The organism is Streptomyces sp. NRRL S-337, assembly GCF_000720175.1.
Classification (GTDB): Bacteria; Actinomycetota; Actinomycetes; order Streptomycetales; family Streptomycetaceae; genus Streptomyces; species Streptomyces siderophoricus.
In genome coordinates this window covers 1-24,576 of sequence record NZ_JOIX01000032.1, presented here as the reverse complement: position 1 = coordinate 24,576, position 24,576 = coordinate 1, and the positions used below count along the sequence as shown (strand labels likewise).

Genomic DNA, 24,576 nt, shown 5'->3' with positions numbered 1-24,576 from the left:
GCAGGCCCCTCACTCGCCACCGAGCCCCCTCCGCCCTGTTCCGGAGGGGGCTCGGCCCCGCTCGGACCGGGTCCCCGACGGGGCGCCCCGGCGCGTAGGGTGGTCGCGTTCTGTTGAGCGTGAGCGGAAGGGATGCACCCCCATGGCGATCGAGGTCGGCACGAAGGCTCCGGATTTCGAGCTGAAGAACCAGCACGGCGAGCTGGTCAAGCTCTCCGACTTCCGCGGTGAGAAGGCCGTCGTCCTCCTCTTCTACCCGTTCGCCTTCACCGGCGTGTGCACCGGCGAGCTGTGCGCCCTGCGCGACGAGCTGCCGAAGTTCGTCAACGACGACGTCCAGCTGCTGGCCGTCTCCAACGACTCCCCGTTCTCGCTGCGCGTCTTCGCCGAGCAGGAGGGCCTGGAGTACCCGCTGCTGTCGGACTTCTGGCCGCACGGCGAGGCCTCCCGCGCCTACGGCGTCTTCGACGAGGAGAAGGGCTGCGCGGTGCGCGGCACCTTCGTCATCGACAAGGAGGGCGTGGTCCGCTGGACGGTCGTCAACGGCCTGCCCGACGCCCGCGACCTGAACGACTACGTCAAGGCCCTCGAAGCCCTCTGAGCCGGGGCGCGCTCCCACCCGCCGGTGCCCGCCGCGCCGACATCCGCAGCGATCCAGGTGCGATATCTGCAATCGGTGGGAACCGGTCACTAGGATCAATTCGTTGATCCGATGCCATGCACGATGGGGGCGCAGATCTCTACGTACCCCTCGAATCTACGGGAGGACTCGTGGGAGTCAGCCTCAGCAAGGGCGGCAACGTCTCGCTGACGAAGGAAGCCCCCAATCTGACCGCGGTCGTCGTCGGTCTGGGCTGGGACGCGCGTACCACCACCGGTACGGACTTCGACCTGGACGCCAGCGCCCTGCTGACGAACGACCAGGGCAAGGTGGCCAACGACCAGAACTTCGTGTTCTTCAACAACCTGAAGAGCCCGGACGGTTCGGTCGAACACACCGGTGACAACATCACCGGCGAGGGCGAGGGCGACGACGAGCAGATCAAGGTGAACCTCGCCGCCGTGCCGGCCGATGTCGCCAAGATCGTCTTCCCGGTGTCGATCTACGACGCCGAGACCCGCCAGCAGAGCTTCGGCCAGGTCCGCAACGCCTTCATCCGCGTGGTCAACCAGGCCGACGGCAACGAGCTGGCGCGCTACGACCTGAGCGAGGACGCCTCGACCGAGACCGCCATGGTCTTCGGCGAGCTGTACCGCAACGGCGCGGAGTGGAAGTTCCGCGCCATCGGCCAGGGCTACGCCTCCGGCCTGCGCGGTATCGCCCAGGACTTCGGCGTCAACGTCTGACCGGCCCGAGCCGATCGCCGACGTTCGGCCGGGCGGCCACCGCGGTGGCCGCCCGGCCAGGAGAGTGACCGCGCCCGGCGCCGTACGCCCCCGTCCCGGGGAGTGCGGCGCCGGGCGCTCGTGAAGGAGCCGGGCCGCGCCAGGGCGGGCCCGTACGACACCGGGGAGGAAGCGAACGATGAGTGTCACGCTCGCCAAGGGGGGCAACGTCTCCCTGTCCAAGGCCGCGCCGAATCTCACCCAGATCATGGTCGGCCTCGGCTGGGACGCACGGTCCACGACCGGCGCGCCCTTCGACCTCGACGCCAGCGCGCTGCTGTGCCAGGCGGGCCGGGTGCTGGGCGACGAGTACTTCGTCTTCTACAACAACCTCACGAGCCCCGAGGGCTCCGTCGAGCACACCGGTGACAACCTCACCGGTGAGGGCGAGGGCGACGACGAATCGATCCTGGTGGACCTCTCACAGGTGCCCGAGCAGGTCGACAAGATCGTCTTTCCGGTCTCGATCCATGAGGCGGATCTGCGTGGCCAGAGTTTCGGCCAGGTCAGCAATGCCTTCATCCGGATCGTCAATCAGTCCGACGGCAGTGAACTCGCCCGTTATGACCTGAGCGAGGACGCGTCGAGCGAAACCGCAATGATCTTCGGTGAGGTGTACCGCTACAACGGCGAATGGAAGTTCCGGGCGGTAGGACAGGGGTACGCGTCAGGCCTGAGGGGCATCGCTCTAGACTTCGGGGTCAACGTTTCGTAAAGCGCCGCGCGCTGCGCGCGGGGGACCCACACAGCGAGGGATTGGGTAGGCAGTGCTCCTGAAAACCTTTGGCTGGTCGTTCGCCATCACGGTGGTCGGTCTCGCCTTGGCCGGCGTGCTCTGGGGGTGGCAGGGGCTCGCGATCGTCGGGATCCTGTCCGTTCTGGAGATCTCGCTCTCGTTCGACAACGCCGTCATCAACGCAGGCATCCTGCGCAAGATGAATGCCTTCTGGCAGAAGATCTTCCTCACCGTCGGCATTCTCATCGCGGTGTTCGGCATGCGGCTGGTCTTCCCGGTCGTCATCGTCGCGATCACCGCGAAACTGGGGCCGATCGAGGCGGTCAAGCTCGCCCTCAACGACAAGGCGCACTACCAGGAGCTGGTCACCAGCGCCCACCCGGCCATCGCGGCCTTCGGCGGGATGTTCCTGCTGATGATCTTCCTCGACTTCATCTTCGAGGAGCGCGACTACAAGTGGCTGTCCTGGATCGAGAAGCCGATGGCCAAGATGGGCAAGCTCGACATGCTCTCCGTCATCATCGCGCTGGTCGCCCTGCTGGTGAGCGCGATGACGGTGGCGACGAACGTCGCGCACGGCGGCGGTGACAAGACCGCCACGGTCCTGCTGTCCGGCGTCGCGGGCCTGATCACGTACCTCGTCGTCGGCGGCATCTCGGGGTACTTCGAGGGCAAGCTGGAGGAGGACGAGGACGAGGACGACGAGGAGGCCACCGCGGTCGCCGCGCCGCCCGCGACGAAGGGCGCCGGCTCGGCGCTCGGCCTGGCGGGTAAGGCCGCGTTCTTCATGTTCCTCTACCTGGAGGTCATCGACGCGTCCTTCTCCTTCGACGGCGTCATCGGCGCGTTCGCCATCACCAACGACATCTTCATGATGGCGCTGGGCCTGGGCATCGGGGCGATGTACATCCGGTCGCTGACCGTCTTCCTGGTCCGCAAGGGCACCCTGGACGACTACGTCTACCTGGAGCACGGCGCGCACTACGCCATCGGCGCGCTCGCCGTCATCCTGCTCATCTCGATCAAGTTCGAGATCCCCGAGGTCGTCACCGGTCTGATCGGCGTCATGCTGATCGCCCTCTCGTTCGCCTCCTCGGTGGTCCGCAACCGGCGCGAGGGCAAGCCGGGCGACAGCTCCGGGGCAAAACCGGAAGTCGCGTCCGGAGTGTGACGCGTCGCTGAATGAGGAACGCTCTCTGCGGGGCGGCCTGGGGTACGGACCCCGGGCCGCCCCGCGGTAATTGGGGCCGAGCAATGGGGTGGGCAAGGTGTCGTTCCTGGGGAACCTGTGGCGCGGTGGCGCCCAGAAATACGACTTCGACAGCGGCGGGGCGTCGTACGTCGTCGAGCTGACGAAACGCAGTCCGGTCATCTCGCTGACCAAGCAGGGCGCGGCGGCCGGTCATCTGCGGGTCAATCTGCACTGGCAGATGCGGACGTCCGACTTCCACGAGCGGGGCGGGCAGGGAAGGGGCGGGCTGCTGCGGCATCCGGGCAAGCTGTTCAAGCCCGAGATCGTCCAGGCGCAGGGTCCGGCCGTGGTCAACGTCGACCTGGACCTGGCCTGCCTGTACGAGCTGAAGGACGGCACCAAGGGCGTGGTGCAGCCGCTGGGGAACTTCCTCGGGGACCTCAACGGTCCGCCGTTCGTCCAGCTCAGCGGGGACGACCGGTTCGGTTCGGGCTCCGGCGAGACGCTGTACATCAACCTGGACCACCGCGACGAGATCAAGCGGCTACTGATCTTCGTCTACATCTACGACGGCACCCCGGCGTTCGACCGCACGCATGCGGTCGTGACGCTCTACCCCAGCAGCGGACCGCGGGTGGAGGTCAAGCTGGACGAGCGCGCGCCACAGGCCCGGTCCTGCGCGATCTTCACGTTGGAGAACACCAAGGGTGAGCTCACGGTGCGCCGCGAGGTCAAGTACGTCTACGGCTTCCAGGCGGAGCTCGACCGGCTGTACGGCTGGGGGCTCCAGTGGGGGCGCGGGTACAAGTCCAAGGTCTGACCCGCACCCCGCCCGGTCGGCCGGACGTCGGCTAGCGGCGCTGGAACTGGGGGCCCTGCGGCGGCAGCACGAAGGACGGGTCCGGCGCGGGGTACTGCTGGGTCGGGTAGCCGTACGCCGGGGCCGGGGCCGGCGGTTGCTGCGGATAGCCGTACGCGGGCGGCTGCTGCGGTGCGTACTGCGGCGGGCCCGGGTAGCCGTAGCCGGGCTGGGCCGGGGGCTGGGTGGGCGGCGGCGGGACGTGCGCCGGGTAGCCGTAGCCGCCGCCGGTCGTCGGGGCGGCCGCGGGCGCCTGGGGCGGGGCGCCGGCCGGGGGGAGCGGGGCGGCCGAGAACGGCTCGGGCATCGCGTCCGCCACGTGCTGGGTGACGGCCTCCGGGTCCGCCAGCGGGTAGCTCTCCGGGTCGCCCGTGGCTCCCGGGCCGGACGCCCCTTCGGGCCAGGTGCTCGGCGGCGGGGTGACGGCGCCGGTACCGGTCGGCCCGCTCTGCGGGGCCGGGGTGACCGCCGTCGTGGCGGCCGAGGCGGACGCCGCTGCTTCCGGGGCTGCCGCGGGGGCCGTTGCCCCGGCATCCGACGCGGCGCCGCCGACCGCTTCGTCGTTCTCCTCCACCGAGATGCCGAATTCGTTCGCCAGGCCCGTCAGGCCGCTCTCGTACCCCTGCCCCAGGGCGCGGAACTTCCAGGACTCGGCACGGCGGTACAACTCCCCGCAGATCAGCGCGGTCTCGTCGCCGGTCTCGGGCTCCACGTCGAAGACCGCGATCGGCTCACCGTCGCCCGCCGCCGCGTCGTACAGCAGAACCCGCAGGTCGGCTACGCCCGCGAAGGCACCGCCGTCGGACGATGCGGCCAGTACGACCCGTTCGATCGACGGATCCAGGCCGGCCAGGTCCGCCTCGATGGTTTCGGCCAGACTTTCGTCGAGCCGGGCCTTGGGCAGATGCCGCACCAGACCGCTGGGATGCCGCGGCTGGTTGTAGAAGACGAAGTCCTCGTCGGAACGCACACGCCCCTCGGGCCCCACCAGCAGCGCCGAGGCATCGACGTCGGGGACGTCGGCGCCGGGCGTCCAGCGCAGGACGGCCCGGACGGCCGTGGCGTCGAGGGGTACGTTCGACCCTTTCAACATCGCGTGCGTCATGCCGCAATCCTGCCTTCCCGGAGGTGGCAGGGACAACGCGGGGCACGCGAGCCGGTGCGTCGGGCGTCCGGCCCGACACCCGGGCGCCTCATGAGGGTTACGTGATTTTCACGCGCGTGGGAACCAACCCCACCCCGCCGGACGTACGATTACCGGCTGGATCCAGACAGCGAGACGCAGCGGGGGTGCCCGGGTCCCGCAGGTAATCGGGGAGTTATATGCGGCATTTTGGGCATCTTCCGCCCGCCATCCGGAAGACACTGTTCCACCAAGAGCCGGTGGAGTTCACCGCCGATTCCCCGGCCCGCACGCTCGCGGTCGCCCTCGGTGCCACCCTCTACAGCCCCGCCACCCGGCCGCGACTCGCCGCCGACGTCCTCAAACAGGCCGGGCGCGGCGTGCTGTCCATGGTGCTGTGTCTGGAGGATTCCATAGGCGACGCGGACGTCGCGGCCGGTGAGGAGAACCTCGTACGGCAGCTCGGACTGCTCGACGAGGCGGCCGAGGCGGGCACGGACCTCCCGCTGCTGTTCATCCGGGTACGAGCGCCCGGGCAGATACCGGATCTGATCCGCCGTATCGGACCGGCCGTGCGCCGGCTGTCTGGATTTGTACTTCCGAAGTTCACCGAAGAACGTGGTGTGCCGTTCCTCGAAGCGCTGACCGCGGCCGAGTCCGCAGGCGACCGGCGGCTGTTCGCGATGCCGGTACTGGAGTCCCCGGAACTGCTCCACCTGGAGAGCCGCCCCGAGACGCTCCAGGGCATCGCCCGCACCGTCGACAAATACCGGGACCGCGTCCTCGCCCTCCGGCTGGGCGTCACGGACTTCTGTTCCGCCTACGGGCTGCGCAGGGCGCCCGACATGACCGCGTACGACGTCCAGATCGTGGCCTCCGTCATCGCCGACGTGGTCAACGTGCTGGGCCGGGCGGACGGCACCGGCTTCACCGTCACCGGTCCGGTCTGGGAGTACTTCCGGCTGCACGAGCGGATGTTCAAGCCCCAGCTGCGCCGCTCGCCGTTCCTCGGACGCGCCGAGGAGCTGCGCACCGCGCTGATCGAGCACGACATGGACGGCCTGCTGCGCGAGATCGAGCTGGACCGCGCCAACGGTCTGCAGGGCAAGACCTGCATCCACCCCTCGCACGTCGCGCCGGTGCACGCCCTCTCGGTCGTCAGCCACGAGGAGTTCAGCGACGCGGTCGACATCCTGCGGCCGGAACGCTGCGACGGCGGGGTCCTGCGCTCGGCGTACACGAACAAGATGAACGAGGTGAAGCCGCACCGCGCCTGGGCCGAGCGCACCCTGCTGCGCGCCGAGGCGTTCGGCGTCGCGCGGGAGGGCATCGGATTCGTGGAAATGCTGACGGCGAGCCTGCCGCAGACCTGAGCACCACCTGGGACAAACGGCGCACGACATGAACGGTACGACGGAGGAGACGGAACGCGTGGTCTGGACGGGAGAATGGGTCGCCGGCCGGCTCGGCGTCTCGCTGAGCGGCGGGGACGAGCTGACCGGCCTGCTGGGACTGGCGCTGCGGCGCAACCCCAAGCGGGCCCATCTGCTCGTGTCGAACGTGCTGGGCAAGCACGTGCCGCAGCGGCCGGACGTGGTGCACGGCGCCGGCGTGGGCCTGGGGCGCCGGGTGCGCACGCTGCTGGGGGACGAGGCGGCCGCCCGCGCCGTCGTCCTGGGCTACGCCGAGACCGCCACCGGCCTCGGGCACTCGGTCGCCGACGGCCTGGGGCTCGCGCCGTACCTGCACTCCACCCGCCGGCCGGTCGAAGGGGTGGCCCACCAGGCGGGGTTCGAGGAGGAGCACAGCCACGCCACCTCGCACCTGCTGCTCCCCGAGGACCGGCAACTCCTCGCGGGGGACGGGCCGCTGGTGCTCGTCGACGACGAGTTCTCCACCGGCCGGACGGTCCTGAACACCATCAGCGCGCTGCACGCCCGCTTCCCGCGCGACCACTACGTCGTCGTCGCCCTGGTCGACATGCGCTCCGACGCCGACCGCGGCCGGCTGGAGGAGTTCGCGGCGGAACTGGGCGCCCGGGTCGACCTCGTGACGCTCGCCGCGGGGGGCGTACGCCTTCCCGAGGACGTCCTGGACCGCGGGCAGGCGCTCGTCGCGGAGTACGAGGCCCGCACGCCGCTGGAACCAGCGGCTCCGGAAAGCCCGCCCGGATCCGGAGACGGCGGCCGCGCGGAGGTCGTACGCGTCGATCTCGGCTGGCCCGCCGGGCTGCCGGACGGCGGGCGGCACGGCTTCACCCCGGCGCACCGCGCCCGCCTGGAAGCCGCACTCCCCGGCCTGGCGGCCCGCCTCGCCCCGCATCTGGACGGCGCCCGCCGCATCCTCGTCCTCGGCAACGAGGAGCTGATGTACGCGCCGCTGCGGCTGGCCGGGGCGCTCGACTCCCACCTCGGCGCGGCCGCGGAGGTCCGCTTCTCGACCACCACCCGCTCGCCCGTCCTCGCCGTGGACGACCCTGGCTACGCGATACGCACCCGGCTGTCCTTCCCCGCCCACGACCGGCCGGCCGACGGACCGGGGGAGCGGTACGCCTACAACGTCGCGCCCGGCAGCGACCCGGCCCGCCGCTTCGACGCCGTCGTCGCCGTGGTGGACTCGCACGGCGACCGCCCCGAACTGCACGCACCCGGCGGGCTGCTGGACCGGCTCGCCGGCCACACCGACCGGCTGCTGCTCGCCGTCCTCCCCTCGTACGCCCCGCAACCCCAGGCCGCCCCCATGCCCCTCCCCGAGCCGCTGCGCGGCCCCGCCTTCTCCTCCTACGACGCCGACGAGGTCGGCTGGCTGCTGCAGGACCTGTCCGACGTCACCCTGGAAGCGCCCACCGAGGAACGCGAGGAGGCGATCCAGCGCGGCGGCGCCCACTACGCCGAGTCGCTGCCGGTCGAATACCAGCCGAGCGAGCGCTACCAGGCGCTGTTCCACAGCGCACTGCAGAGCTCCGCGCGCCGGATCGCGCGCGCCGTCGGTACCGTCACCGAGACCGTGCTCGCCGAGCGCAGCCCGCGCCCCGTATTGGTGTCCCTGGCCCGGGCCGGCACCCCGGTCGGCGTGCTGATGCGCCGCTGGGCCCGGCACGCACACGGCCTCGACCTGCCGCACTACGCCGTCTCGATCGTCCGCGGCCGGGGCATCGACACCACCGCACTGCGCTGGCTGGCCGCCCACCACGACCCCACGGACGTCGTCTTCGTCGACGGCTGGACGGGCAAGGGCGCCATCACCCGCGAACTCGCCCAGGCGCTGGCGGACTTCCCCGGCTTCGACCCGCGGATCGCCGTGCTCGCCGACCCCGGCGGCTGCGTCGAGACCTACGGCACCCGCGACGACTTCCTCATCCCGTCCGCCTGCCTCAACTCCACCGTCTCCGGCCTCATATCGCGCACGGTCCTGCGCGACGACCTGGTCGGCCCGGACGACTTCCACGGCGCCAAGTTCTACCGCGAACTGGCCGGCGCCGATGTCTCGCGGGCGTTCCTGGACACCGTCAGCGTCTGCTTCGACGAGGTCGCCGAGGACGTCACCGCCGAGGTGAAGGAGCTGGCCGGCGCCGACCGGGCCCCCACCTGGGAGGGCTGGGCGGCCGTCGAGCGGATCAGCGAGGAGTACGGCATCCACGACGTCAACCTCGTCAAGCCCGGCGTCGGTGAGACCACCCGGGTACTGCTGCGCCGGGTCCCCTGGAAGATCCTGGCCCGCCGCGGTGCCGGGACCGATCTCGACCACGTCCGGCTCCTGGCGGAACAACGGGGCGTGCCCGTCGAAGAGGTCGACGAACTCCCCTACAGCTGCGTGGGTTTGATCCACCCGCGCTTCACCCGCGGCGCCACCGGAGTCGACGGCAAGGCGGTGGTCTCCTCATGAGCACGGTCGTCGCCAGCGATCTCGACCGCACCCTGATCTACTCGGCCCCGGCCCTCGGCCTCGCCATGCCCGACGCCGAGGCCCCACGGCTGCTGTGCGTCGAGGTCTACCAGGGCGCACCGCTCTCCTACATGACGGAGACGGCCGCCGGGCTGCTCGCCGAACTCGCCGCCGGCACCACCTTCGTGCCGACCACCACCCGCACCCGCGAGCAGTACGGCCGGATCCACCTCCCCGGCCCGCCACCGGAGTTCGCGATCTGCGCCAACGGCGGCCATCTGCTCGTCCGGGGCGAGTCCGACCCGGACTGGCGGCGCACCGTCGCCGAGCGGCTCGCCGCGCAGTGCGCGCCGCTGGCGGAGGTCCGGGAACACCTGGTCCGCACCGCCGATCCCGCCTGGCTGCTCAAGGAACGGGTCGCCGAGGACCTCTTCGCCTACCTCGTCGTGGAGCGGGCGCTGCTGCCCGACACCTGGGCGAAGGAGCTGGCCCGCTGGGCGGAGGAGCGCGGTTGGACCGTCTCCCTGCAGGGCCGCAAGATCTACGCGGTGCCCCGGCCGCTGACCAAGAGCGCGGCCGTGGCGGAGGTGGCCCGGCGTACCGGGGCGTCCCAGGTGCTCGCGGCCGGTGACTCCCTGCTCGACGCGGACCTGCTGCTGGCCGCGGACCGCGGCTGGCGGCCGGGCCACGGCGAACTGGCCGACTCCGGCTGGCGGGCCGACCACGTCACCGCGCTCGACGCCCGGGGCGCCGCCGCGGGCGAGGAGATCGTCCGGGCCTTCCTGGGGGCTGTGGATAACCGGGGGATGGCCCCGGCCCTCGGCTAGTCTCGCCATGGCGCGGTCGGCCGCCCTTCCGATGATCGGCCGACACCCGATCGTTGATCCGGAGGAGAGCCAGTGGCCGAGTCCAAGAGCACGCCGATCACGGCGGAGATGTACGACTACGTCCTCGCCCACAACCCGCCGCTGAACGCCGCACAGCGCGACATCGTGGACCTCACCCACCAGAAGTTCCCCGAGGCGGCGGGGATGCAGTCGGCCGAGGAGCAGGGGGCGCTGCTGGCGTTCCTGGTGCGCCTGATCGGGGCCCGGCACGTGGTCGAGGTCGGCACGTTCACCGGCTTCTCGGCGCTGTCCATGGCCCAGGCGCTGCCCGCGGACGGCACGCTGATCGCCTGCGACATCTCCGAGGAGTGGACGGCTTACGGTCGGGAGGCGTGGGCCGGCGCCGGCGTCGCGGACCGTATCGACCTGCGGATCGCGCCCGCCCTGGAGACGCTGCGGGCGATGCGGGCCGAGCCGCACATCGACCTCGCGTACCTCGACGCGGACAAGGGCGGCTACATCGCGTACTGGGAAGAGCTGGTACCACGGCTGCGGCCGGGCGGCCTGATCGTCGCGGACAACGTCCTCTACCGCGGTGAGGTCATCGACCCGGCGGCCACCGGATCGGCGCTGGCGATCCGGGCGTTCAACGACCATGTCCAGGCGGACGCCCGGATGGAGGCGGTGATGCTCACCGTGGCGGACGGGGTGACACTGGCTCGCAAGCGGTAGCGGGGGCGGGGCAGGCCGGCAGGGGTGGGGCCACGAGCGGGCGGGCAGGTCCGCCCGGGGTGACGGGGTGAGCGGCGGGCAGGTCTGCTGGGGGTGACGGGGTGAGCGGCGGGCAGCTGATCGGCCGCCCGCCGACGGTATGGTGCGGGTCCGCGGTGGCTCGGGTCCGTGGCGGGGCAGGTCCGAGGTGGCTCGGGTCCGCGGTGGGGCGGGCCGTGGCGGGTCAGCCGCAGCAGCCGCCTCCGCAGCAGCCGCCGCCCCCGCCGCTGGGCGCGCTCCGGGCCGGGGCGGCCGCCGAGCCGCCGACGGCGACCGTGGAGAGCAGCTTGACGGTGTCCTCGTGACCTTCCGGGCAGACGGCCGGGGCGGAGGACTCGGCCATCGGCCGGTTCAGCTCGAAGGTGGAGCCGCAGGGGCGGCACCGGTATTCGTAACGAGGCATGGCCACAGATTAACGGTGGCGCCGGTCAGCGCACGACGGTGCCGGGCGGCGCGCCCAGCAGGCCCAGCTCCGCGCGGGTCGGCGCGCCCTCCCAGTCGCCGTGCGAGGCGACCGCGAACGCACCGGTGGTGACGGCCCGCTCCAGGCGTTCCGCGGGCCCCGCGCCGTCCAGCAGCGCCGAGAGATATCCCGCCACGAACGCGTCCCCGGCGCCCACGGCGTCCACGGCGCGGACCGGTGTGGCGGGCCGGTGGAGGGACTCCTCGCCGGTGAAGACCGCCGCCCCGTCCGCGCCCAGTTTCGCCACCACTTCGGCGACGCCCAGCTCCAGCAGCGGCGCGGCCCGTTCGGCGAGCGCGGCGACCCGCCCGGCGCCGGCCCCGTCTGCTGGGCGCGCACCGGGCCCGTACGCACCGCCCGCCCCCTCCGGCAGGCAGAGCGGGAGCTCGTCGTCCGAGGCGATCAGCACGTCCACGAACGGGATCCACTGCCGGAGCACGGCGGCAGCGTCCTCGGCGGTCCACAGGCGGCCCCGGAAGTTGACGTCGAGGCAGATCAACGAGCCGTCCCGGTGGGCGAGTTCGAGGGCGTGCCGGGACGCCGCGAGGGCCGCGGGGCCGAGGGCCGGGGTGATGCCCGTCAGATGGAGGATGCGCGGCGGAGCGGCGGCGAAGGCAGCCTCGACCGCGTGCGCCGTGAGCCGGGAGCCGGCCGAACCCGCGCGGTAGTAGTGCACCCGGGTGACGTCGGGCAGCCGCGGCTCGAACATCAGCAGCCCGGTCGGCGCACCGGGGTCGACGGTGGCGCCGGACACCCCGACACCCTCGGCCCGCAGCGTACGGAGCACCAGCTGCCCGGCCTCGTCGTCGCCGACCGCGCCCGCCCAGCTCACGGCGTGCCCGAGCCGGGCCAGGCCGATCGCGACGTTGCTCTCCGCCCCGGCCACGGACACCTGCATCGTGCCGCCGAGCTTCAGCGGGCCGCTGCCGCGCAGCGCGACCATGGTCTCGCCGAAGGTGAGGACGTCGGGCCGGCCGGGCCGGGGCAGGGGAAGCGGCCGCGCCGTTGCCTCCGCTTTCGCCTCCGCCCTCGGCTCCTCCCCCTCCGGCTCCTCCGGCTTCGTTCCTGCCTCCGCCTCTGTCTCTGCTGCTGGCCGTGGGCCTCCTGCTTCCGCTTCCGCCCCCGCCTCTCTTGCGATCGGGCCCTCACCCGTCACCGGGGTTTCCCCTCTCACCGGGGTTTCCCTGGGGGCTTTCCTCGGGGCCTCTCGCTTCATCGGGCGCATACCGCCCGGAACTCCGCCGCGCGCTTGCGCAGCTCGTCCAGATCACCGCCGTCCGCCGCGTCCCCGACCAGTGGTGAGCCCACCCCGACGGCCACCGCCCCGGCGTCGAAGTACGCCTGCGCGATCGCCGCGTCCACCCCGCCGACCGGAACGAACGGCAGCTCGGGGAAGGGCGTGCGGAGTGCCTGCAAATACGCCGGACCGCCCGCCGACGCCGGAAACAGCTTCAGAGCCGACACGCCCAGCGCCTCCGCCGCGATCACCTCGGACGGCGTCAGCACACCGGCGAGCGTCGACAGCCCCTGCCGGACGGATTCCTCCAGCCCGGCCCCCAGGCCGGGCGTGACGATGAGGTTCGCTCCCGCCTCCGCGGCGCGCCGGGCGTCGCTGCCGGTCAGGACCGTGCCCGCGCCGATCCAGGCGGCGTCGCCGAGCTCGGCGCGGGCCCGCCGGATGACGCCCAGCGCGTCCTTGCCGGTGAGCGAGATCTCGACCAGCGGCAGCCCCGCCTCCGCGAGGGCCATGACCGTACGGAAGGACGCCTCCGCGTCACTGCCCCGGATGATGGCGACCAGCCGCTCGGTGCGGAGCGCTGTGCTGAAGTCCATGGCGTTTCCTACTTTCTCCCGTTCCCGCCCGGCAGATGCCAGGCGGGCGGGTCGTCCGGTCGCGCGGGTGCTGCCTCCGCCTCCGATTATTCCGGTCCGGACTGACAGGCGCGCCGGACCTGCGGCGCCCGGTCGGGTCACCGGTCGGCGCGGCGGACGGGCCGGCATTCGGCTCACCGGGCGGATCAGCATTCGGCCCACGGGGCTGGGCACCGTTCGGCTCCCCTGGCGGGCCAGCGTCGCCTCACTGGGCGGGCCAGGATTCGGCTCACCGCTCGGCTCATCACCCGGCTCACCGTTGGGCTCACCACGCCGCTCACCATTCCGCTCACCGCTCGGCTCACCATTCCGCGAACGACCCGTCCTCGTGGCGCCACACCGGGTTCCGCCAGGCGTGTCCGCGCGCGTCGGCGGCGCGTACGGCGGCCTCGTCGACGTCCACGCCGAGGCCGGGACGCTCGGTCCGCAGCAGCGCGCCGCCGTGGAAGCGGAACGGCTCCGGGTCCACGACGTAGTCGAGCAGCTCGGCGTCCCGGTTGTAGTGGATGCCGAGGGACTGCTCCTGGATGAGGAAGTTCGGGGTGGTGAACGCGACTTGGAGGCAGGCGGCCAGGGCGACCGGCCCGAGGGGGCAGTGCGGGGCGAGCTGCGCCCCGTAGGTCTCCGCGAGCGCGGCGATCCGGCGCAGCTCGGAGACGCCCCCGGCATGCGAGATGTCGGGCTGGAGGATCGCCACCCCGGCCTGAAGCGGAGCCAGGAACTCCCGTCGGCTGAAGAGACGTTCACCGAGCGCGAGGGGGATGTTGGAGGCGTTGACGAGATCAGGGAGGGCTTGCATGTAGTCGGACAGCACCGGCTCCTCGACGAACATCGGTGCGTGCTCGGCCAGCAGGGGGAGGAGCCTGCGGGCGTTGGCGGGGGATACCCGGCCGTGGAAGTCGAGACCGAAGTCCCGGTCGTCGCCGAGGACTTCGCGTGCGGTCTCGGCGCGCCGCAGGCATGCCCGTACCTCGGCGCGGGTCGCCACCGGGCTCATCCGGCCGCAGCCGTTCATCTTGACGGCCGTGAAGCCGGCCTCGGTCTGCGCGGTGACGGCGTCGCGGATGGCTTCCGGCTCGTCGCCGCCGACCCATGCGTAGGTGCGGATCTTCTCCCGGACCGGCCCGCCCAGCAGCTGGTGGACGGGCAGGCCGTGCCGCTTGCCCTTGATGTCCCACAGCGCCTGGTCCAGCCCGGCGACGGCGGACGACAGGACGGGCCCGCCGCGGTAGAAACCGCCCTTGGTCATGACCTGCCAGTGGTCCTCGATCCGCTCCGGTTCCTGCCCCAGCAGGTACTCGGTCAGCACCTCCACGGCCGCCCGCACCGGCTCCGCCCGCCCCTCGACCACCGGCTCACCCCAGCCGACCAGACCCTCGTCGGTCCCGACCCGCACGAACATCCAGCGCGGCGGGGCGAGGAAGGTCTCGATACGGCTGATCTTCATGAGGGACCTCCGGAGCTTTGGGCCCGCCTGAGGGGGCGGGGTGGCGAGCTGTGCCGTCGGTGGTTTTGCAGTGGTGGCTTCCGCAACGGTGGCTTCGACAACGGTGAGTTCTGCGGGGGTGAGTTCTGTAGCGGTGGCTTCCGTGACGGTGGTTTCTGTGACGGGGGCTTCTGCCCCATGTGAAGGGTGTCGTAACGGGGCGCCGGGAACGGTGACGGGCGCGGCGGGGCGAAGGGCGCCGCGTAGAAGGGGAGTCGCGTAGCTGCGTGCAGCTTCCCCGTTCGCCTCGCCGCCACAGCGGTGCTCAGGGATGCTCGCGCGCGGACTTGTCGAGCAGTTCGAGCATCGCCATGTACGCGCCGTCCACGTCCCGGTCCCGCACCGCGTCGCGGACCGTGGCGTGCATCGCGTGCGGGTGCTCGAAGGCGCCGTCGGCACCGAGCACCGCCCGATCACGCTGGACGAGCACCGGCACGATCACCCGGTGCATCTGCGCATAGAACCGGTTGTTCGACGCGATCAGCAGCGCCGTGTGGAAGTCCGCGTCGGCCCGGACCAGCAGCTCCGGGTCGTCGTCGGTCGCGGCCATGGTGCTCAGCGCCGCGTCGAGGGCTGCCAGGTCCTCCTCGGTACGGCGTTCCGCGGCGAGCGCGGCCGCGGCCGGCTCGATGGAACGCCGTAGTTCGAGCACGTCCGCGAAGAAGTCGGAGGACACCCCGGCCGCGAGCTTCCAGCGCAGTACGTCGGTGTCCAGCAGGTTCCACTCCGCCCGGGGAAGGACGAACGTCCCGCGCTGCTGGTCGGTGCCGAGCAGCCCCTTGGTGGTCAGCACCTTGACCGTCTCGCGCAGTACGGTCTGGCTGACGTCCAGTTCTGCCATCAGCTCCGGCATGACGAGGGATTCGCCCTCACCGTACGCGCCCGTGAGGATCCGCTTGGCGAGCGCTTCGACCGCCGCGTGCTGCACACTGCTTCCCGCGGCGGGGGCGGGCTGCCCCGACCGGTTCATGCTTGCCACTCCCTGCTTCCCTGCTTCCCTGCTTCGTGCTTCCTGCTTCCTGCTCCCGGACTCGGACCCCGGGCCCCCGGCCTCGGCCTCCGGACCGATGCGTACGACGCTCACCGATACGCCTGACGTCACCGATGCGCCTGACGTCACCGATGCGCCTGACGCCCGAAGCGCCCGACATCCGATGCGTGCGACGGCTGACGCATGCAACGCCGATGCGTGCGAGGGCTGACGCATGCAACGGCTGACGCATACGACGGCTGATGCATGCGACGTCAGGGCGTACCGAACCCCGGTCCCTCCTCGGCACGCCCTGACGCCTCCGCGCGACGCCGGCTCACGGTCGGCTCACGGCTCGTTGCCGCCGGAACCACTCGCGCCGCACGCTTTACCGGATCCACTCAGGATCCACTCGTTCCGCTCGACCGGCCGGACGGCCGCGATTCCCTGCCGCTGCCGCTGGCCCCACCGCCACTACCGCCACTGGTCATCCCACTGCCACTGCCACCGCTGTCACTGCCACTGCCTCTGGCGGCTCCGTGCGCTTCGGTGACCGTACTGCGCCGGATGCCACTCCCGCTGGTCCCGGGCCCGAACGAACCGCGCCCGGCGTGCGACGCGCCCTGGATCTTGACGAGCATCGCCTGCCGTCCGGCCGTCATACCGGGTACGGGATGCCACTCGCCGCGGTCGAAGCGCTCCGCTTCCTCCGGGTGCCGGGCGCGCCAGTACGGGTTGTCGGACGGGAGGCCGCCGCTGACCCGTCCGTACATGCCGAAGACCATCAGCATCAGGCCCACCACGAAGCTGAACAGCACATTCTGGATCTTGAACGCGAGGAAGTTCGCGTCGGTCTGCAACAGCGCCAGATTCACGAACCCGCTGAGGAGGAAGAGGAGGCCGAAGGTGAGGTTGAGGTTCGAGGCGAAGTTCCCGCCGATCACCATGCCGACGAAGAGGATCACGCCGACGACGATCGAGAGCACGCTCAGGGCGCCGTTGGTTTGCAGCCCGGACACGGTGTCGCCGCCGGTGTCGAAGAAGCCGATGTGGTGGATCAGTCCGAGGATGCCGAATGCGAGCAGTACCAGGCCCATCAGCCCGGCGCCGATGCGGTAGACCTTGCTCAGCCCGTGGTCCACGGGCAGATGCTCATCGAGCCGGGTGCGTCGCTTCGCCCGGTGGAACCGCCCCCCGGGCAGAGCCTGGCCAGGAGCCCCAGTAGCCATGTCCGGCCTCCTTTGCACAGAGGTGCCGCCTGGGCCGTACTCAATCCAATCTCCAGGATCCGCCCACCCGCCGCATCACGCCATCTCTCCCGTGGGGCTCCCGACCGGGGACGACGCGATGGGAGCGCCATGGGAGCGCTATGGGAGCACTTCTGGGCCACTGCGAAGGGGAGCGGCCAGTCCCGTGCCGGTGCCGTACTGCTTCCGGGCTCAAGCCGCCCGTTCGTTGCGCGCGCAACGAACAGCCACCCAACGAGAATAGGTCGCCGCAACAAAGCGATACGGCCCCCAGCCGCCCAGCCGCCCAGCCGCCCAGCCGCCGGGCCCAACGCCAGCCGCCCAGCCGCGGGCGCGACGCCAGCCGCAGCCCCGACGTCAGCCGCCCGCCCCCGTACCGCCGCCCCGGCCCTCACGAATTTCCTGCACCACGCGGGCGACCGTCTGCCGTACCGCCTCGGTTTCCGTCAGGAAGTGCCACCAGTCCGGATGCCGCCCCTCCAGGCCCGCAACCGCACGGTCCAGCCGCGCCACCGCGTCGTCCAGCGGCTGCGCGTGCCGGGGGTCCGGGGAGCTGCGCCCGGCCATCGCCAGCCGCTGGGCGTCCCGGATCGCGAATCGCGTCCGGTCGACCTCCTTCTGCCGGTCGAACGAGACCGCATCGAGCCGCTGCAGCCGGTCACCGGCCGCCGACACCGCCTCGTCGGTGGTGTCCAGCAGCGCCCGTACGGTCGCCAGCCGGCTCGTCGCGTCCGCCCAGCGCTGTTCGTCCCGCGCCTGCTGCGCCTCTCGGAGCTTGACCTCGGCCTGCTCGACGGACTGCGCGGCCCGCTCCGGAACGTGCTGCAGGTCCTGCCAGCACGCCGCGCTGTAGCGCCGGCGCAGCTCGCTGAGGATCGGCTCGACCTTCCCGGCCCGCGTCGTGATCGCCTGCGCCCGGGTCCGCAGCGACACCAGCCGCTTGTCGATCTCCGCCGCTCGCGCCGGCAGCCGCTCGGCCTCGGCGCGGATCTCCCCGGCCCTGCGCTGTACATCGTCCGCGCGCCGGATCGTCTCCTGGACACCGTGCTGCCCGGCGCCCTGATTGAGCTTGGTCAGCTCGGGTCCGAGAGCCGCCAGCCGGGCGGCGAGCTCGTCCGCCCGCAGACCCTGCGCGCGTACGGTGTCCAGCGCATCGCTCGCCGCCAGCAGCGCCTGCCGAGCCCGCTCGACGGCCGGGGCGAGCTGCGCCAGCTGGGTCTCGGCCGACTGCAGCAGCGGCGCCAGCCCCTGCGCGAACCGGTCGAGCTCCCCCTTCACCCGGTTCAGCTCGTCCTTGGCGCGGTTCAGATCCGCCCGCGCCCGCGCCACCGCACCGCCGTCCAGATCGTCCCGGTCCAGGTCACAGGAGTCGACCGCGGTGATGTACGCCTGGCTGACCTCGTCGATCCGCCGCCCGAAGTCCTCGTATTCCTGCGCGGCCTGGCGCGCCCGCGGAGAGCTGTCGACCGCGGTGATCGTCTCTATGGTGATCCGCAGATCCCGCTGCGCGGTGTCGAGCTCATAGAACGCCGCGGCCGCGGCATCCTTCGCGGCCTGCGCGTCGGCCCGCTGGCTCTCCCCGCGCCCGAACCACCGACGTGTGCCGCCACCCGCGAACGACATCGTCGCCACCGCCGCCACCAGCGGCAACGGCAACAACATCAGCCCCACCACGTCACGGACCGGGCCCCCCCGCGCACGACGACGTTCTCGCTGCTCAAGCGGCTGCGTATGTGTCGCCGTCACTTCCCTCTCCCGACCGGATCGCCCCAGGACCGAATGTCATTCTCGCACCCACCGGAAACGAACACACCGGCCGGTAAGTTCGCACTTCGCCCACTGGTTTGCAGACCAACCCCGACGGCAAGGTAGTCTGTCGGCTCGGCCAGGGCGCATAGCTCAGCGGTAGAGCGCTGCTCTTACAAAGCAGATGTCGGCGGTTCAAATCCGTCTGTGCCCACCAGCGAAAACGCCCCCGCGGAGTCCCCTCCACGGGGGCGTTGACGGTAGAGCTTGACGGCAGTCCCTATTCCGGACGCCCCCGCCGGCGCCGCAAGAGCCGGTCCATATGACCCACCGCCTCCCGCCGTGAATCCTCCGAGACGTGGGTGTAGACGTTCATGGTCACCGCGATCTGCGAGTGCCCGAGGATCTCCATCACGACCCGTGGCTGGACGCCGGCGGCGAAGAGCAGAGACGCACAGCCATGCCGAGCGTCGTGCAGCCGGATGCGGGGCAGGCCCGCGGCCTGCCCGATCCGCTCGAAGGACCGACTGAGGTTCCGGGGCTCGATCGGTCGCCCTGTGCGCGTCGTGAAGACGTAGTCACCTTCGCTCGACCAGTCGTCTCCGGCGGCGCGTCGCTGGGCCTCCTGCCGCAGGCGCTGCCATCGCAGGGGAGCGATGCACATCAGGGGCAGGGGGATGGTCCGGCTCCGGCGGTTCTTCGTGGAGTCCGTGTACAGCTCCTTCTGTACGCGCTGGAGCTGAGTCCGCACCGACAGAGTCCGGCGGTCAAGATCGATGTCGCACCAGCGCAGCCCCAGGATTTCGCCCCGCCGCAGGCCCAGCGATACGGCCAGGACGAAGGCTGTGTACAGCGGGTCCCTTCGCGCTGCCTCCAGGAATGTGGCGGTCTCGTCCACCGTCCACGGCTTCAGCTCCCTGGCTTGGACGCGCGGGGCGGGTACCAGCTGGGCCACGTTCCGGTTGATCAGCTCCTCCCGGCACGCGGCGGCGAGGGCCGACCGCAGGACCCGGTGTGACTCCTTGGCCGTGGGTGCCGACACCTGACGCTGCACGGCTGTGAGCATGCGGCGCACGTCGGCGACGCCCAGGGTCTCCAGCCGCTTCACGCCGATCTGTGGCGTGAGGTAGAGGCGCACGTGCGTCTCGTACTTCGCGTACGTCGTCTTCTTGCGCTCGGGCTTCACGTACTCCTCCAACCAGTACGGCAACCACTCGGAGAGCTTGGCCGACCGGGTGGGCGTCGGGATGCACTGCCGGTCGCGACGGACCAGGTCCTGACGCTTGGTGTCGCACTCTTCCCAGGTGGCGCCGTAGACGGTCTTGCGCTTGCGGGTGCCGTCGGGCTGCGGGACATACACGCGGGCTTCGTAGCGGCCGTCTTTGCGCTGCCAGATGCTGCCGGCGCCGTTCGGGTTTCTCTTGCGCGCCATCAGGCGGCTGCCTCCTCGATCTGCTGAGTGATGAAGGTGCGGAGGGAGTCGGCAGCGATCCGGCGGGAGCGACCGACGGTGAAGCTCTGGAGCTGACGAGAACGGATGAGGTCGTAGACCTTGCTGCGGCTGAGGCGTAGGGCCTCCATGACCTCGGGGACCGTCAGCGCCTCATGGCTTGTGGTCAGTGAGTTGTGCACGGGAGTGCCTCCTGGGCGGCAGAAGGGCGGGCCTTGTCACGGGGCAAGGACGGTGCAGGGCTACTTCTGTGGTCTTGGGGCCGGGGGCGACAGAGGTCGTCCGGCCGTCCCCCGCCGGTGCTCTGGGTGGGTAGGGCGCGAAGAAGGGGCCTGCCAGCAGCTGGCAGGCCCCTTCTAGTGGGTGGCGAAGTTCAGGTGGCGTTCTGCTCGCACTTCGCCCACCAGGCGTCTAGGTCCGCCCTGCTGACTCGGAGTTGTCCGTTGGGAAGTTTGTGGAGCTTGGGAGCTTTGCCGCGGGCGCGCATGCGGTAGAAGGCGGCGCGGCTCATGCCGATCTCGTCTAGAACCTCGTGCAGCTTGAGCATCTTCGGGTGGGCCATGTGACAACTCCTCCTCGAAAGCGGGTGGGAGGGCCACAGTCCTCCCTGGGTGTGCTGGCGTGCGTCAGGTGTCGTCGTCCATACGGTCGGAGACCCAGGCTCGGACATCGGCGGGGTCGTACCTCAGGTGTTTGCCGATGCGGAAACCGGGCGGTCCAGTGCGCTTCTTGCGCCACTGGTAGACGGTCTCTAGGGGCACGTTGAAGAGCCTGGCGATGTCTCTGGGGCCCAGGTAGGTGTCGGGGAGGCACCGGTGTGCGGGTGAGGACGGCATACGTCGTGCTCCTTCACGTTCGCGATGCGTGGAGCTCGATAATGGCGGGAGCGCTGACAGAAATGACAAAAATCGCTGATTTGCCTTCTGACCTGCGCTGATACCCCCTCTGGGGCGCGTGACAAAAATCGCGGAAAATCTGACAGAAATCGCGGACCCGTCCGGCGGCGGCACCCTGACCAGGGAAAGGCTGGCTCGTGGCACGGAGGTGCAACCGGGGTCGGGGGATTTCTGTCAGATTTTTAATTCTTTCTGTCACGCGCTCCGCAGGCGGCATCTGTGCAGGTCAGAGGGCGGTTCGCGGATTTTTGTCATTTCTGTCAGCGGTGGCGGGATTTCTGTCAGGCGGCGCGAGTGAGCGTGGGGTGGGTGTCGTAGCGGGGGGAGGGCGGCCGGCCGCGGCCGGTGCGCGAGGCCTGCGGCTGCTGCCGGACCCAGCCGTGTTCTTCCAGGAGAGCCAGAGCGGGGTCGAGGTCGGCCATGGCGGGGAAGTCCGCGCGGGACAGGCCGCGGAACAGCTCTCGCTTGGTGAAGCCGCTGAAGCGGGTTTCGCGGAGGTGGGTCAGGACGGTGTGTGCGGCTTCCTGGGCAGGGTCGGCGCCCATGGCGTCGAAGACGTACTGGGCGTGGGCGGTGAAGTAGTTGCCCAGGTCGGTTGCGGCGGCCAGGGTGCCAGCCTCGATCGGGCGGGCCCATCCGTCGTCGGGGTGGGTGGCCAGGTGCAGCAGTCCCGCGATGCGGGCAACGGCACCATCGCGCTTGGAGGCCCACTTCACAATCGAAGCCAGGGAACCGCCCTTGCCGATACGTGCTTCGGTGATCTTCTGGTAGGCCAACATCACCGCGTCCGCCTCGGGCGTGAGGGTCAGTACGGCGGGGTCGGTCCAGTCGGCCATGGCCATGGCCAGGCCGCCAAGGCGGAGCGCGTAGGTCTGGGCGACATCGTCGGGGATGAGGTCCGGAGTCAGATTGCGGTGCCCGACCAGGGATTCGGGCTGTGCGTACAGGAAGCGAGCCAGCAGCCCGCGGCCGTCGGCGCCTTTGATGGTGCCGATGGACTCAAGGACTTCGGGCTGCACGGCCAGACCCATGGTCACGGCCGGCCGTTCGATGTGCTGGGCGTCGCGGCCCTGCCGGTTGACGCGCACCATGTCTCCGGCGTGGCCCTTGAGGAAGATCTCCATGTTGGGGGCGCCGCTGTAGCGACCGGCGATGATGTCGAAGATGCCGCCTTCCGGGGACAGCACGGAGATGCGTCCGTCCTGTTCGGTCAGCAGCGTCGCCAGGTTCTCCGGCGTCACATCGTCAGCGACGAGCTGTGTTTTGCCCGGCACCTTGATCTCGTCGGCCTGCTGAGCTAGCGCAACGGCCTCGGCGGTCAGCTCTGCGCGCTTGTCCGGCTCGGCGTTGGCTGCCTTCGCCGCAGCCTTGTCGGCTGCTGCCTTCGCCAACTTCGCGGTGGTCTCGGCCTCAGCGCGTGCCGGTCCCGACAACTCCACCAGGGACTTCTCCACTGCCATCAGAGGCTCGGTCATCAGGGCGAAAACCGCAGACTTGCGATTGCCGGGATCGAGAGCAACGGCGGTGTAGATGTTGACCGGCTCGCGCCACCGGCCGCGCACGCAGACGGTAGCGCGGCCCCCGGCGGCGGTCGCGATGACGGCCAGGGCGATGCATCCGGCGAGGTCCGCCGGGGTCTGGGTCTCCTCGGCGACGGCCGCGACCATGTTGCTCAGCCAGTCGGGCAGTGCTTCGACGGGGAAGGCGGGGAGGTCTCGGCGGGCCTTGAGCGGTACCGGCTCGTCCCATACTGGCCCGGTCAGTTCCTCGGCCGCCTCGGCGTCGAAGCCTGCCCACAGGTCCGTGTCCGGCACGCTCATGCGGCAGTCCTCCTCTCTGCTGCGGGGGCGTTGTGCGGGCAGTGCCCTACTCGTGCGCGGCCGTTCAGGGCAGCGACGGCGGCGCGGCCGCGGGCACGTTCGTAGTGGCCGCACAGGCACAGCCAGTCGGCTACCGGGATCTCGCCCCGGTCCAGGCCGCGGACCGTCAGACCGCGCTGGATGCCCGCGACGGTGATGTTCTGCAGGTCAGAACGAAGGGCATGAACGGACGCCCTTCGGGCGACGCCCTTCGGCGCGCCACTGCCGGCCGGGGCCGGTTCGGCGAGGCTGAGCGGGGCGTGGGCGGCCGGAGTGCTCTTAGTAGGGGGATGTGGGTGGGAGGTCATGCCGTCCCCCGGCTGCCGCTGTTGTGCTGGATGGACCAGTTCAGGGCGCTGGTGAGCGCCGAGCGATACTCGTACGGCTGCTGGCCGGCCGCTTCCGCCCCCCTACTAAGAGCCTCCTCGACCTCCTCCCGCGTGAGGTCGCCGGACGCGATCAGCCGCCCCAGTGCTCGCGCTGCCCTGACCAGGGCAGCGTTGCGCTCGCCTTCGGGGGCGGAAGCAACGTTCTGTTCCTCGTAGCGCAGCGCCGCCGTGGCGTAGCGCCAAACTCGGCTTGGCAGTACGTGACTTACGGCCTTTGCGGGCTTCTGAGGGGGCTTGAGAGCGTTCAGGAGCCATCCGGGCAACTGAAGTACCGGCGCGGCATCCTCGACCGTGTAGGCGCCGCTGCGGACGATGCTGCCGGGGGCGACCACGTATCCGCCCCATGCCCGGGTGTCGATGAGCGGCCCGAGCATGCCCGCGGTGTTCGTGAGCCGGGCGCCGGACGGCGCGGTGAAGTACAGGTGCCGCCCGCCGCTTGCAGTCCGGATCGTGCGGGTGGTGGGGGCGGGGTGGCCGGTGCGCTCGCAGAGCGCTTCGAAGGTCGTCACGCCGGAAGGCGTGTCCTTCTTGTTGTTGCTCTTGGGCATGTCGAGATCGACGACGACCAGGTCGGACGGGCCGGTGGCAATGCCCACGTTGAAGGGGAACGTGGCCCAGGCGGTTCGGATGCGGTCCGGGTCGGTGGTGGCGCGCTGCTCCCACTTGAGGTGCCCGCCCGCACAGTCCCCGGTGCCGGGGCAGGACGTCTCACCGTGCAGCGCCGGCCGCTTGTCGCCGGGCCGCAGCGGGATGACCGCCCAGCCCTGTTCGGCGGCGTCGAGCGCTGCACGCAGCAGCGCTGAGCGGGGTTCATGCGTCATGCTGGATGTCTCCTGTTCTGTGGAATGAGCGGAGAGACCAGGGCGGCCCGGTAATTGGCGTGTGTGGGCCGCCCTGACCATGACTGGGCAGAGCAGGGCTACAGGTCGAACAGCCCGCCCTGGAGGGCATCGGGTGCCGGTGCGGGCTTGCGGGCGGCGGCGTGACAGCCGGGGCACCAGGCCCGCAGTGCGCGGGCCGGGAGGGCGACGGCCTCCCGCTCGGGGGTGTGCGGGTCGGCCGGGGCGGCCAGGAGTCGGATGGGGCCGCCGTGCTTGTCGGCGTAGCCGTCGTGCTCGCGCGGGCAGCGTCCGTCGGACTTGGCGTGCGGTTGGCCGCATACTCCGGTGCACTGGCAGCGCCAGGCGGCCGCAGTCATCACGGCACGGAACACCGTTGCGGCGGCGATCGGTTCGGACTTCATGCCGCCCACCCCCACCGCTCCTGGCTGGTGTGGGCCGCGGTCAGGCAGCGGATGGCGGCTTCGGCCTGCTGGGGCATGACGCCGTTGCCCAGGGCCCGCAGTTGCTGGGTTCGGGTCAGTTCGGGTACGTCGGTGACGTGGCCGGCGGTCAGGCCCATCAGCCATTCCACGAACGG

General features: G+C 71.0%; 25 protein-coding genes, 1 tRNA gene and 1 pseudogene. 10 read left to right on the top strand and 17 right to left on the bottom strand.

The window, feature by feature from the left end; translation table 11 throughout:
- Positions 1-142 precede the first annotated feature (142 nt).
- The 5 genes from IG62_RS0122495 (at position 143) to IG62_RS0122475 (ending at position 4,134) form a co-directional block, all read left to right on the top strand.
- Entirely contained in the window at positions 143-601 is a 459-nt protein-coding gene (locus tag IG62_RS0122495; RefSeq protein ID WP_030806072.1) for a peroxiredoxin, read from the top strand.
- Positions 602-771: 170 nt separating this feature from the next.
- Positions 772-1,347 (top strand): TerD family protein, encoded by a 576-nt coding sequence (locus IG62_RS0122490; RefSeq protein WP_030806070.1) that lies wholly within the window; start codon positions 772-774, stop codon positions 1,345-1,347.
- A 178-nt stretch (positions 1,348-1,525) separates the two neighbouring features.
- Positions 1,526-2,101 (top strand): TerD family protein, encoded by a 576-nt coding sequence (locus tag IG62_RS0122485; protein ID WP_030806064.1) that lies wholly within the window; start codon positions 1,526-1,528, stop codon positions 2,099-2,101.
- A gap of 52 nt (positions 2,102-2,153) precedes the next feature.
- Positions 2,154-3,293 carry a DUF475 domain-containing protein gene (locus tag IG62_RS0122480; RefSeq protein ID WP_030806058.1) on the top strand — a complete coding sequence of 380 codons (1,140 nt, stop codon included), beginning with the start codon at positions 2,154-2,156 and terminating at the stop codon, positions 3,291-3,293.
- 97 nt (positions 3,294-3,390) lie between these two features.
- Positions 3,391-4,134, top strand: a complete 744-nt coding sequence (locus tag IG62_RS0122475) for a TerD family protein (RefSeq protein WP_030806057.1) — start codon at positions 3,391-3,393, stop codon at positions 4,132-4,134.
- Positions 4,135-4,165: 31 nt separating this feature from the next.
- On the opposite strand, the gene IG62_RS0122470 is transcribed toward IG62_RS0122475, so the two are convergent.
- Entirely contained in the window at positions 4,166-5,278 is a 1,113-nt protein-coding gene (locus IG62_RS0122470) for a TerD family protein (protein ID WP_030806056.1), read from the bottom strand.
- Between the two features lie 218 nt (positions 5,279-5,496).
- Between IG62_RS0122470 and IG62_RS0122465 the strand changes: the two genes are divergently transcribed.
- The 4 genes from IG62_RS0122465 to IG62_RS0122450 all read left to right on the top strand — a co-directional run bounded on the left by IG62_RS0122465 (position 5,497) and on the right by IG62_RS0122450 (position 10,740).
- Positions 5,497-6,669 (top strand): HpcH/HpaI aldolase/citrate lyase family protein, encoded by a 1,173-nt coding sequence (locus IG62_RS0122465; RefSeq protein WP_030806051.1) that lies wholly within the window; start codon positions 5,497-5,499, stop codon positions 6,667-6,669.
- A 28-nt stretch (positions 6,670-6,697) separates the two neighbouring features.
- Complete coding sequence (locus IG62_RS0122460; protein ID WP_030806049.1) at positions 6,698-9,181, top strand: phosphoribosyltransferase; 2,484 nt, start codon at positions 6,698-6,700, stop codon at positions 9,179-9,181.
- Positions 9,178-10,008, top strand: coding sequence for a hypothetical protein (locus tag IG62_RS0122455; protein ID WP_030806047.1), 831 nt, complete (start codon positions 9,178-9,180; stop codon positions 10,006-10,008). Before IG62_RS0122460 ends, IG62_RS0122455 begins: the two co-directional genes overlap by 4 nt.
- Before the next feature lie 108 nt (positions 10,009-10,116).
- Entirely contained in the window at positions 10,117-10,740 is a 624-nt protein-coding gene (locus IG62_RS0122450; protein WP_199812514.1) for an O-methyltransferase, read from the top strand.
- Positions 10,741-10,963: 223 nt separating this feature from the next.
- Here IG62_RS0122450 and IG62_RS0122445 read toward each other — a convergent pair whose 3' ends face one another.
- The 7 genes from IG62_RS0122445 to IG62_RS0122415 all read right to left on the bottom strand — a co-directional run bounded on the left by IG62_RS0122445 (position 10,964) and on the right by IG62_RS0122415 (position 18,563).
- A complete protein-coding gene (locus IG62_RS0122445) occupies positions 10,964-11,182 on the bottom strand; it encodes an FmdB family zinc ribbon protein (protein WP_030806040.1) in 219 nt (72 codons plus the stop codon).
- A 25-nt stretch (positions 11,183-11,207) separates the two neighbouring features.
- The gene (locus IG62_RS0122440) at positions 11,208-12,185 is read right to left on the bottom strand and encodes a sugar kinase (RefSeq protein WP_051798427.1); all 978 of its coding nucleotides are present in this window, start codon (positions 12,183-12,185) and stop codon (positions 11,208-11,210) included.
- A gap of 269 nt (positions 12,186-12,454) precedes the next feature.
- Positions 12,455-13,075 carry a bifunctional 4-hydroxy-2-oxoglutarate aldolase/2-dehydro-3-deoxy-phosphogluconate aldolase gene (locus tag IG62_RS0122435; RefSeq protein ID WP_030806029.1) on the bottom strand — a complete coding sequence of 207 codons (621 nt, stop codon included), beginning with the start codon at positions 13,073-13,075 and terminating at the stop codon, positions 12,455-12,457.
- Between the two features lie 340 nt (positions 13,076-13,415).
- Positions 13,416-14,561, bottom strand: coding sequence for a galactonate dehydratase (dgoD, locus tag IG62_RS0122430; RefSeq protein WP_030806026.1), 1,146 nt, complete (start codon positions 14,559-14,561; stop codon positions 13,416-13,418).
- A gap of 304 nt (positions 14,562-14,865) precedes the next feature.
- Entirely contained in the window at positions 14,866-15,570 is a 705-nt protein-coding gene (locus IG62_RS0122425; protein WP_030806024.1) for a FadR/GntR family transcriptional regulator, read from the bottom strand.
- Positions 15,571-15,971: 401 nt separating this feature from the next.
- Positions 15,972-16,799: a DUF4383 domain-containing protein gene (locus tag IG62_RS42150; RefSeq protein WP_051798425.1), complete on the bottom strand. Its 828-nt coding sequence runs from the start codon at positions 16,797-16,799 to the stop codon at positions 15,972-15,974.
- Between the two features lie 375 nt (positions 16,800-17,174).
- Complete coding sequence (locus IG62_RS0122415; protein ID WP_030806020.1) at positions 17,175-18,563, bottom strand: hypothetical protein; 1,389 nt, start codon at positions 18,561-18,563, stop codon at positions 17,175-17,177.
- A gap of 142 nt (positions 18,564-18,705) precedes the next feature.
- Here IG62_RS0122415 and IG62_RS0122410 point away from each other — a divergent pair.
- Positions 18,706-18,780 (top strand) — tRNA-Val (locus IG62_RS0122410).
- 63 nt (positions 18,781-18,843) lie between these two features.
- On the opposite strand, the gene IG62_RS0122405 is transcribed toward IG62_RS0122410, so the two are convergent.
- The 9 genes and pseudogenes from IG62_RS0122405 to IG62_RS42145 all read right to left on the bottom strand — a co-directional run.
- Positions 18,844-19,995: a tyrosine-type recombinase/integrase gene (locus tag IG62_RS0122405; protein WP_030806019.1), complete on the bottom strand. Its 1,152-nt coding sequence runs from the start codon at positions 19,993-19,995 to the stop codon at positions 18,844-18,846.
- The gene (locus IG62_RS0122400; RefSeq protein ID WP_030806017.1) at positions 19,995-20,195 is read right to left on the bottom strand and encodes a helix-turn-helix domain-containing protein; all 201 of its coding nucleotides are present in this window, start codon (positions 20,193-20,195) and stop codon (positions 19,995-19,997) included. Before IG62_RS0122400 ends, IG62_RS0122405 begins: the two co-directional genes overlap by 1 nt.
- 191 nt (positions 20,196-20,386) lie before the next feature.
- Positions 20,387-20,575, bottom strand: a complete 189-nt coding sequence (locus IG62_RS0122395) for a helix-turn-helix transcriptional regulator (RefSeq protein WP_030806015.1) — start codon at positions 20,573-20,575, stop codon at positions 20,387-20,389.
- 64 nt (positions 20,576-20,639) lie between these two features.
- Positions 20,640-20,849, bottom strand: a complete 210-nt coding sequence (locus IG62_RS0122390) for a helix-turn-helix domain-containing protein (RefSeq protein WP_030806012.1) — start codon at positions 20,847-20,849, stop codon at positions 20,640-20,642.
- A 341-nt stretch (positions 20,850-21,190) separates the two neighbouring features.
- On the bottom strand, positions 21,191-22,729 hold the full coding sequence (locus IG62_RS0122385; protein ID WP_030806009.1) for a YfjI family protein: 1,539 nt from the start codon (positions 22,727-22,729) through the stop codon (positions 21,191-21,193).
- On the bottom strand, positions 22,726-23,076 hold the full coding sequence (locus IG62_RS48910; RefSeq protein WP_234326685.1) for a hypothetical protein: 351 nt from the start codon (positions 23,074-23,076) through the stop codon (positions 22,726-22,728). The genes IG62_RS0122385 and IG62_RS48910 overlap by 4 nt, the downstream gene beginning before the upstream one ends.
- Positions 23,073-23,978: a bifunctional DNA primase/polymerase gene (locus tag IG62_RS0122380; RefSeq protein ID WP_030806006.1), complete on the bottom strand. Its 906-nt coding sequence runs from the start codon at positions 23,976-23,978 to the stop codon at positions 23,073-23,075. Before IG62_RS0122380 ends, IG62_RS48910 begins: the two co-directional genes overlap by 4 nt.
- Positions 23,979-24,076: 98 nt before the next feature.
- Positions 24,077-24,400, bottom strand: coding sequence for a hypothetical protein (locus IG62_RS0122375; RefSeq protein WP_030806003.1), 324 nt, complete (start codon positions 24,398-24,400; stop codon positions 24,077-24,079).
- Positions 24,397-24,576: pseudogene (locus IG62_RS42145) on the bottom strand (DNA cytosine methyltransferase); the annotation flags it as partial. The pseudogene IG62_RS42145 and the gene IG62_RS0122375, both read right to left, overlap by 4 nt.

Bases quoted from the DNA above. Each gene is read 5' to 3' on its own strand.
- IG62_RS0122495 (WP_030806072.1), top strand. From the start codon at position 143: ATGGCGATCGAGGTCGGCACGAAGGCTCCGGATTTCGAGCTGAAGAAC.
- IG62_RS0122485 (WP_030806064.1), top strand. From the start codon at position 1,526: ATGAGTGTCACGCTCGCCAAGGGGGGCAACGTCTCCCTGTCCAAGGCC.
- IG62_RS0122470 (WP_030806056.1), bottom strand. From the start codon at position 5,278: ATGACGCACGCGATGTTGAAAGGGTCGAACGTACCCCTCGACGCCACG.
- IG62_RS0122465 (WP_030806051.1), top strand. From the start codon at position 5,497: ATGCGGCATTTTGGGCATCTTCCGCCCGCCATCCGGAAGACACTGTTC.
- IG62_RS0122460 (WP_030806049.1), top strand. From the start codon at position 6,698: ATGAACGGTACGACGGAGGAGACGGAACGCGTGGTCTGGACGGGAGAA.
- IG62_RS0122455 (WP_030806047.1), top strand. From the start codon at position 9,178: ATGAGCACGGTCGTCGCCAGCGATCTCGACCGCACCCTGATCTACTCG.
- IG62_RS0122450 (WP_199812514.1), top strand. From the start codon at position 10,117: ATGTACGACTACGTCCTCGCCCACAACCCGCCGCTGAACGCCGCACAG.
- IG62_RS0122445 (WP_030806040.1), bottom strand. From the start codon at position 11,182: ATGCCTCGTTACGAATACCGGTGCCGCCCCTGCGGCTCCACCTTCGAG.
- IG62_RS0122440 (WP_051798427.1), bottom strand. From the start codon at position 12,185: ATGGTCGCGCTGCGCGGCAGCGGCCCGCTGAAGCTCGGCGGCACGATG.
- IG62_RS0122435 (WP_030806029.1), bottom strand. From the start codon at position 13,075: ATGGACTTCAGCACAGCGCTCCGCACCGAGCGGCTGGTCGCCATCATC.
- dgoD (WP_030806026.1), bottom strand. From the start codon at position 14,561: ATGAAGATCAGCCGTATCGAGACCTTCCTCGCCCCGCCGCGCTGGATG.
- IG62_RS0122425 (WP_030806024.1), bottom strand. From the start codon at position 15,570: ATGAACCGGTCGGGGCAGCCCGCCCCCGCCGCGGGAAGCAGTGTGCAG.
- IG62_RS42150 (WP_051798425.1), bottom strand. From the start codon at position 16,799: ATGGCTACTGGGGCTCCTGGCCAGGCTCTGCCCGGGGGGCGGTTCCAC.
- IG62_RS0122405 (WP_030806019.1), bottom strand. From the start codon at position 19,995: ATGGCGCGCAAGAGAAACCCGAACGGCGCCGGCAGCATCTGGCAGCGC.
- IG62_RS0122395 (WP_030806015.1), bottom strand. From the start codon at position 20,575: ATGGCCCACCCGAAGATGCTCAAGCTGCACGAGGTTCTAGACGAGATC.
- IG62_RS0122390 (WP_030806012.1), bottom strand. From the start codon at position 20,849: ATGCCGTCCTCACCCGCACACCGGTGCCTCCCCGACACCTACCTGGGC.
- IG62_RS0122385 (WP_030806009.1), bottom strand. From the start codon at position 22,729: ATGAGCGTGCCGGACACGGACCTGTGGGCAGGCTTCGACGCCGAGGCG.
- IG62_RS48910 (WP_234326685.1), bottom strand. From the start codon at position 23,076: ATGACCTCCCACCCACATCCCCCTACTAAGAGCACTCCGGCCGCCCAC.
- IG62_RS0122380 (WP_030806006.1), bottom strand. From the start codon at position 23,978: ATGACGCATGAACCCCGCTCAGCGCTGCTGCGTGCAGCGCTCGACGCC.
- IG62_RS0122375 (WP_030806003.1), bottom strand. From the start codon at position 24,400: ATGAAGTCCGAACCGATCGCCGCCGCAACGGTGTTCCGTGCCGTGATG.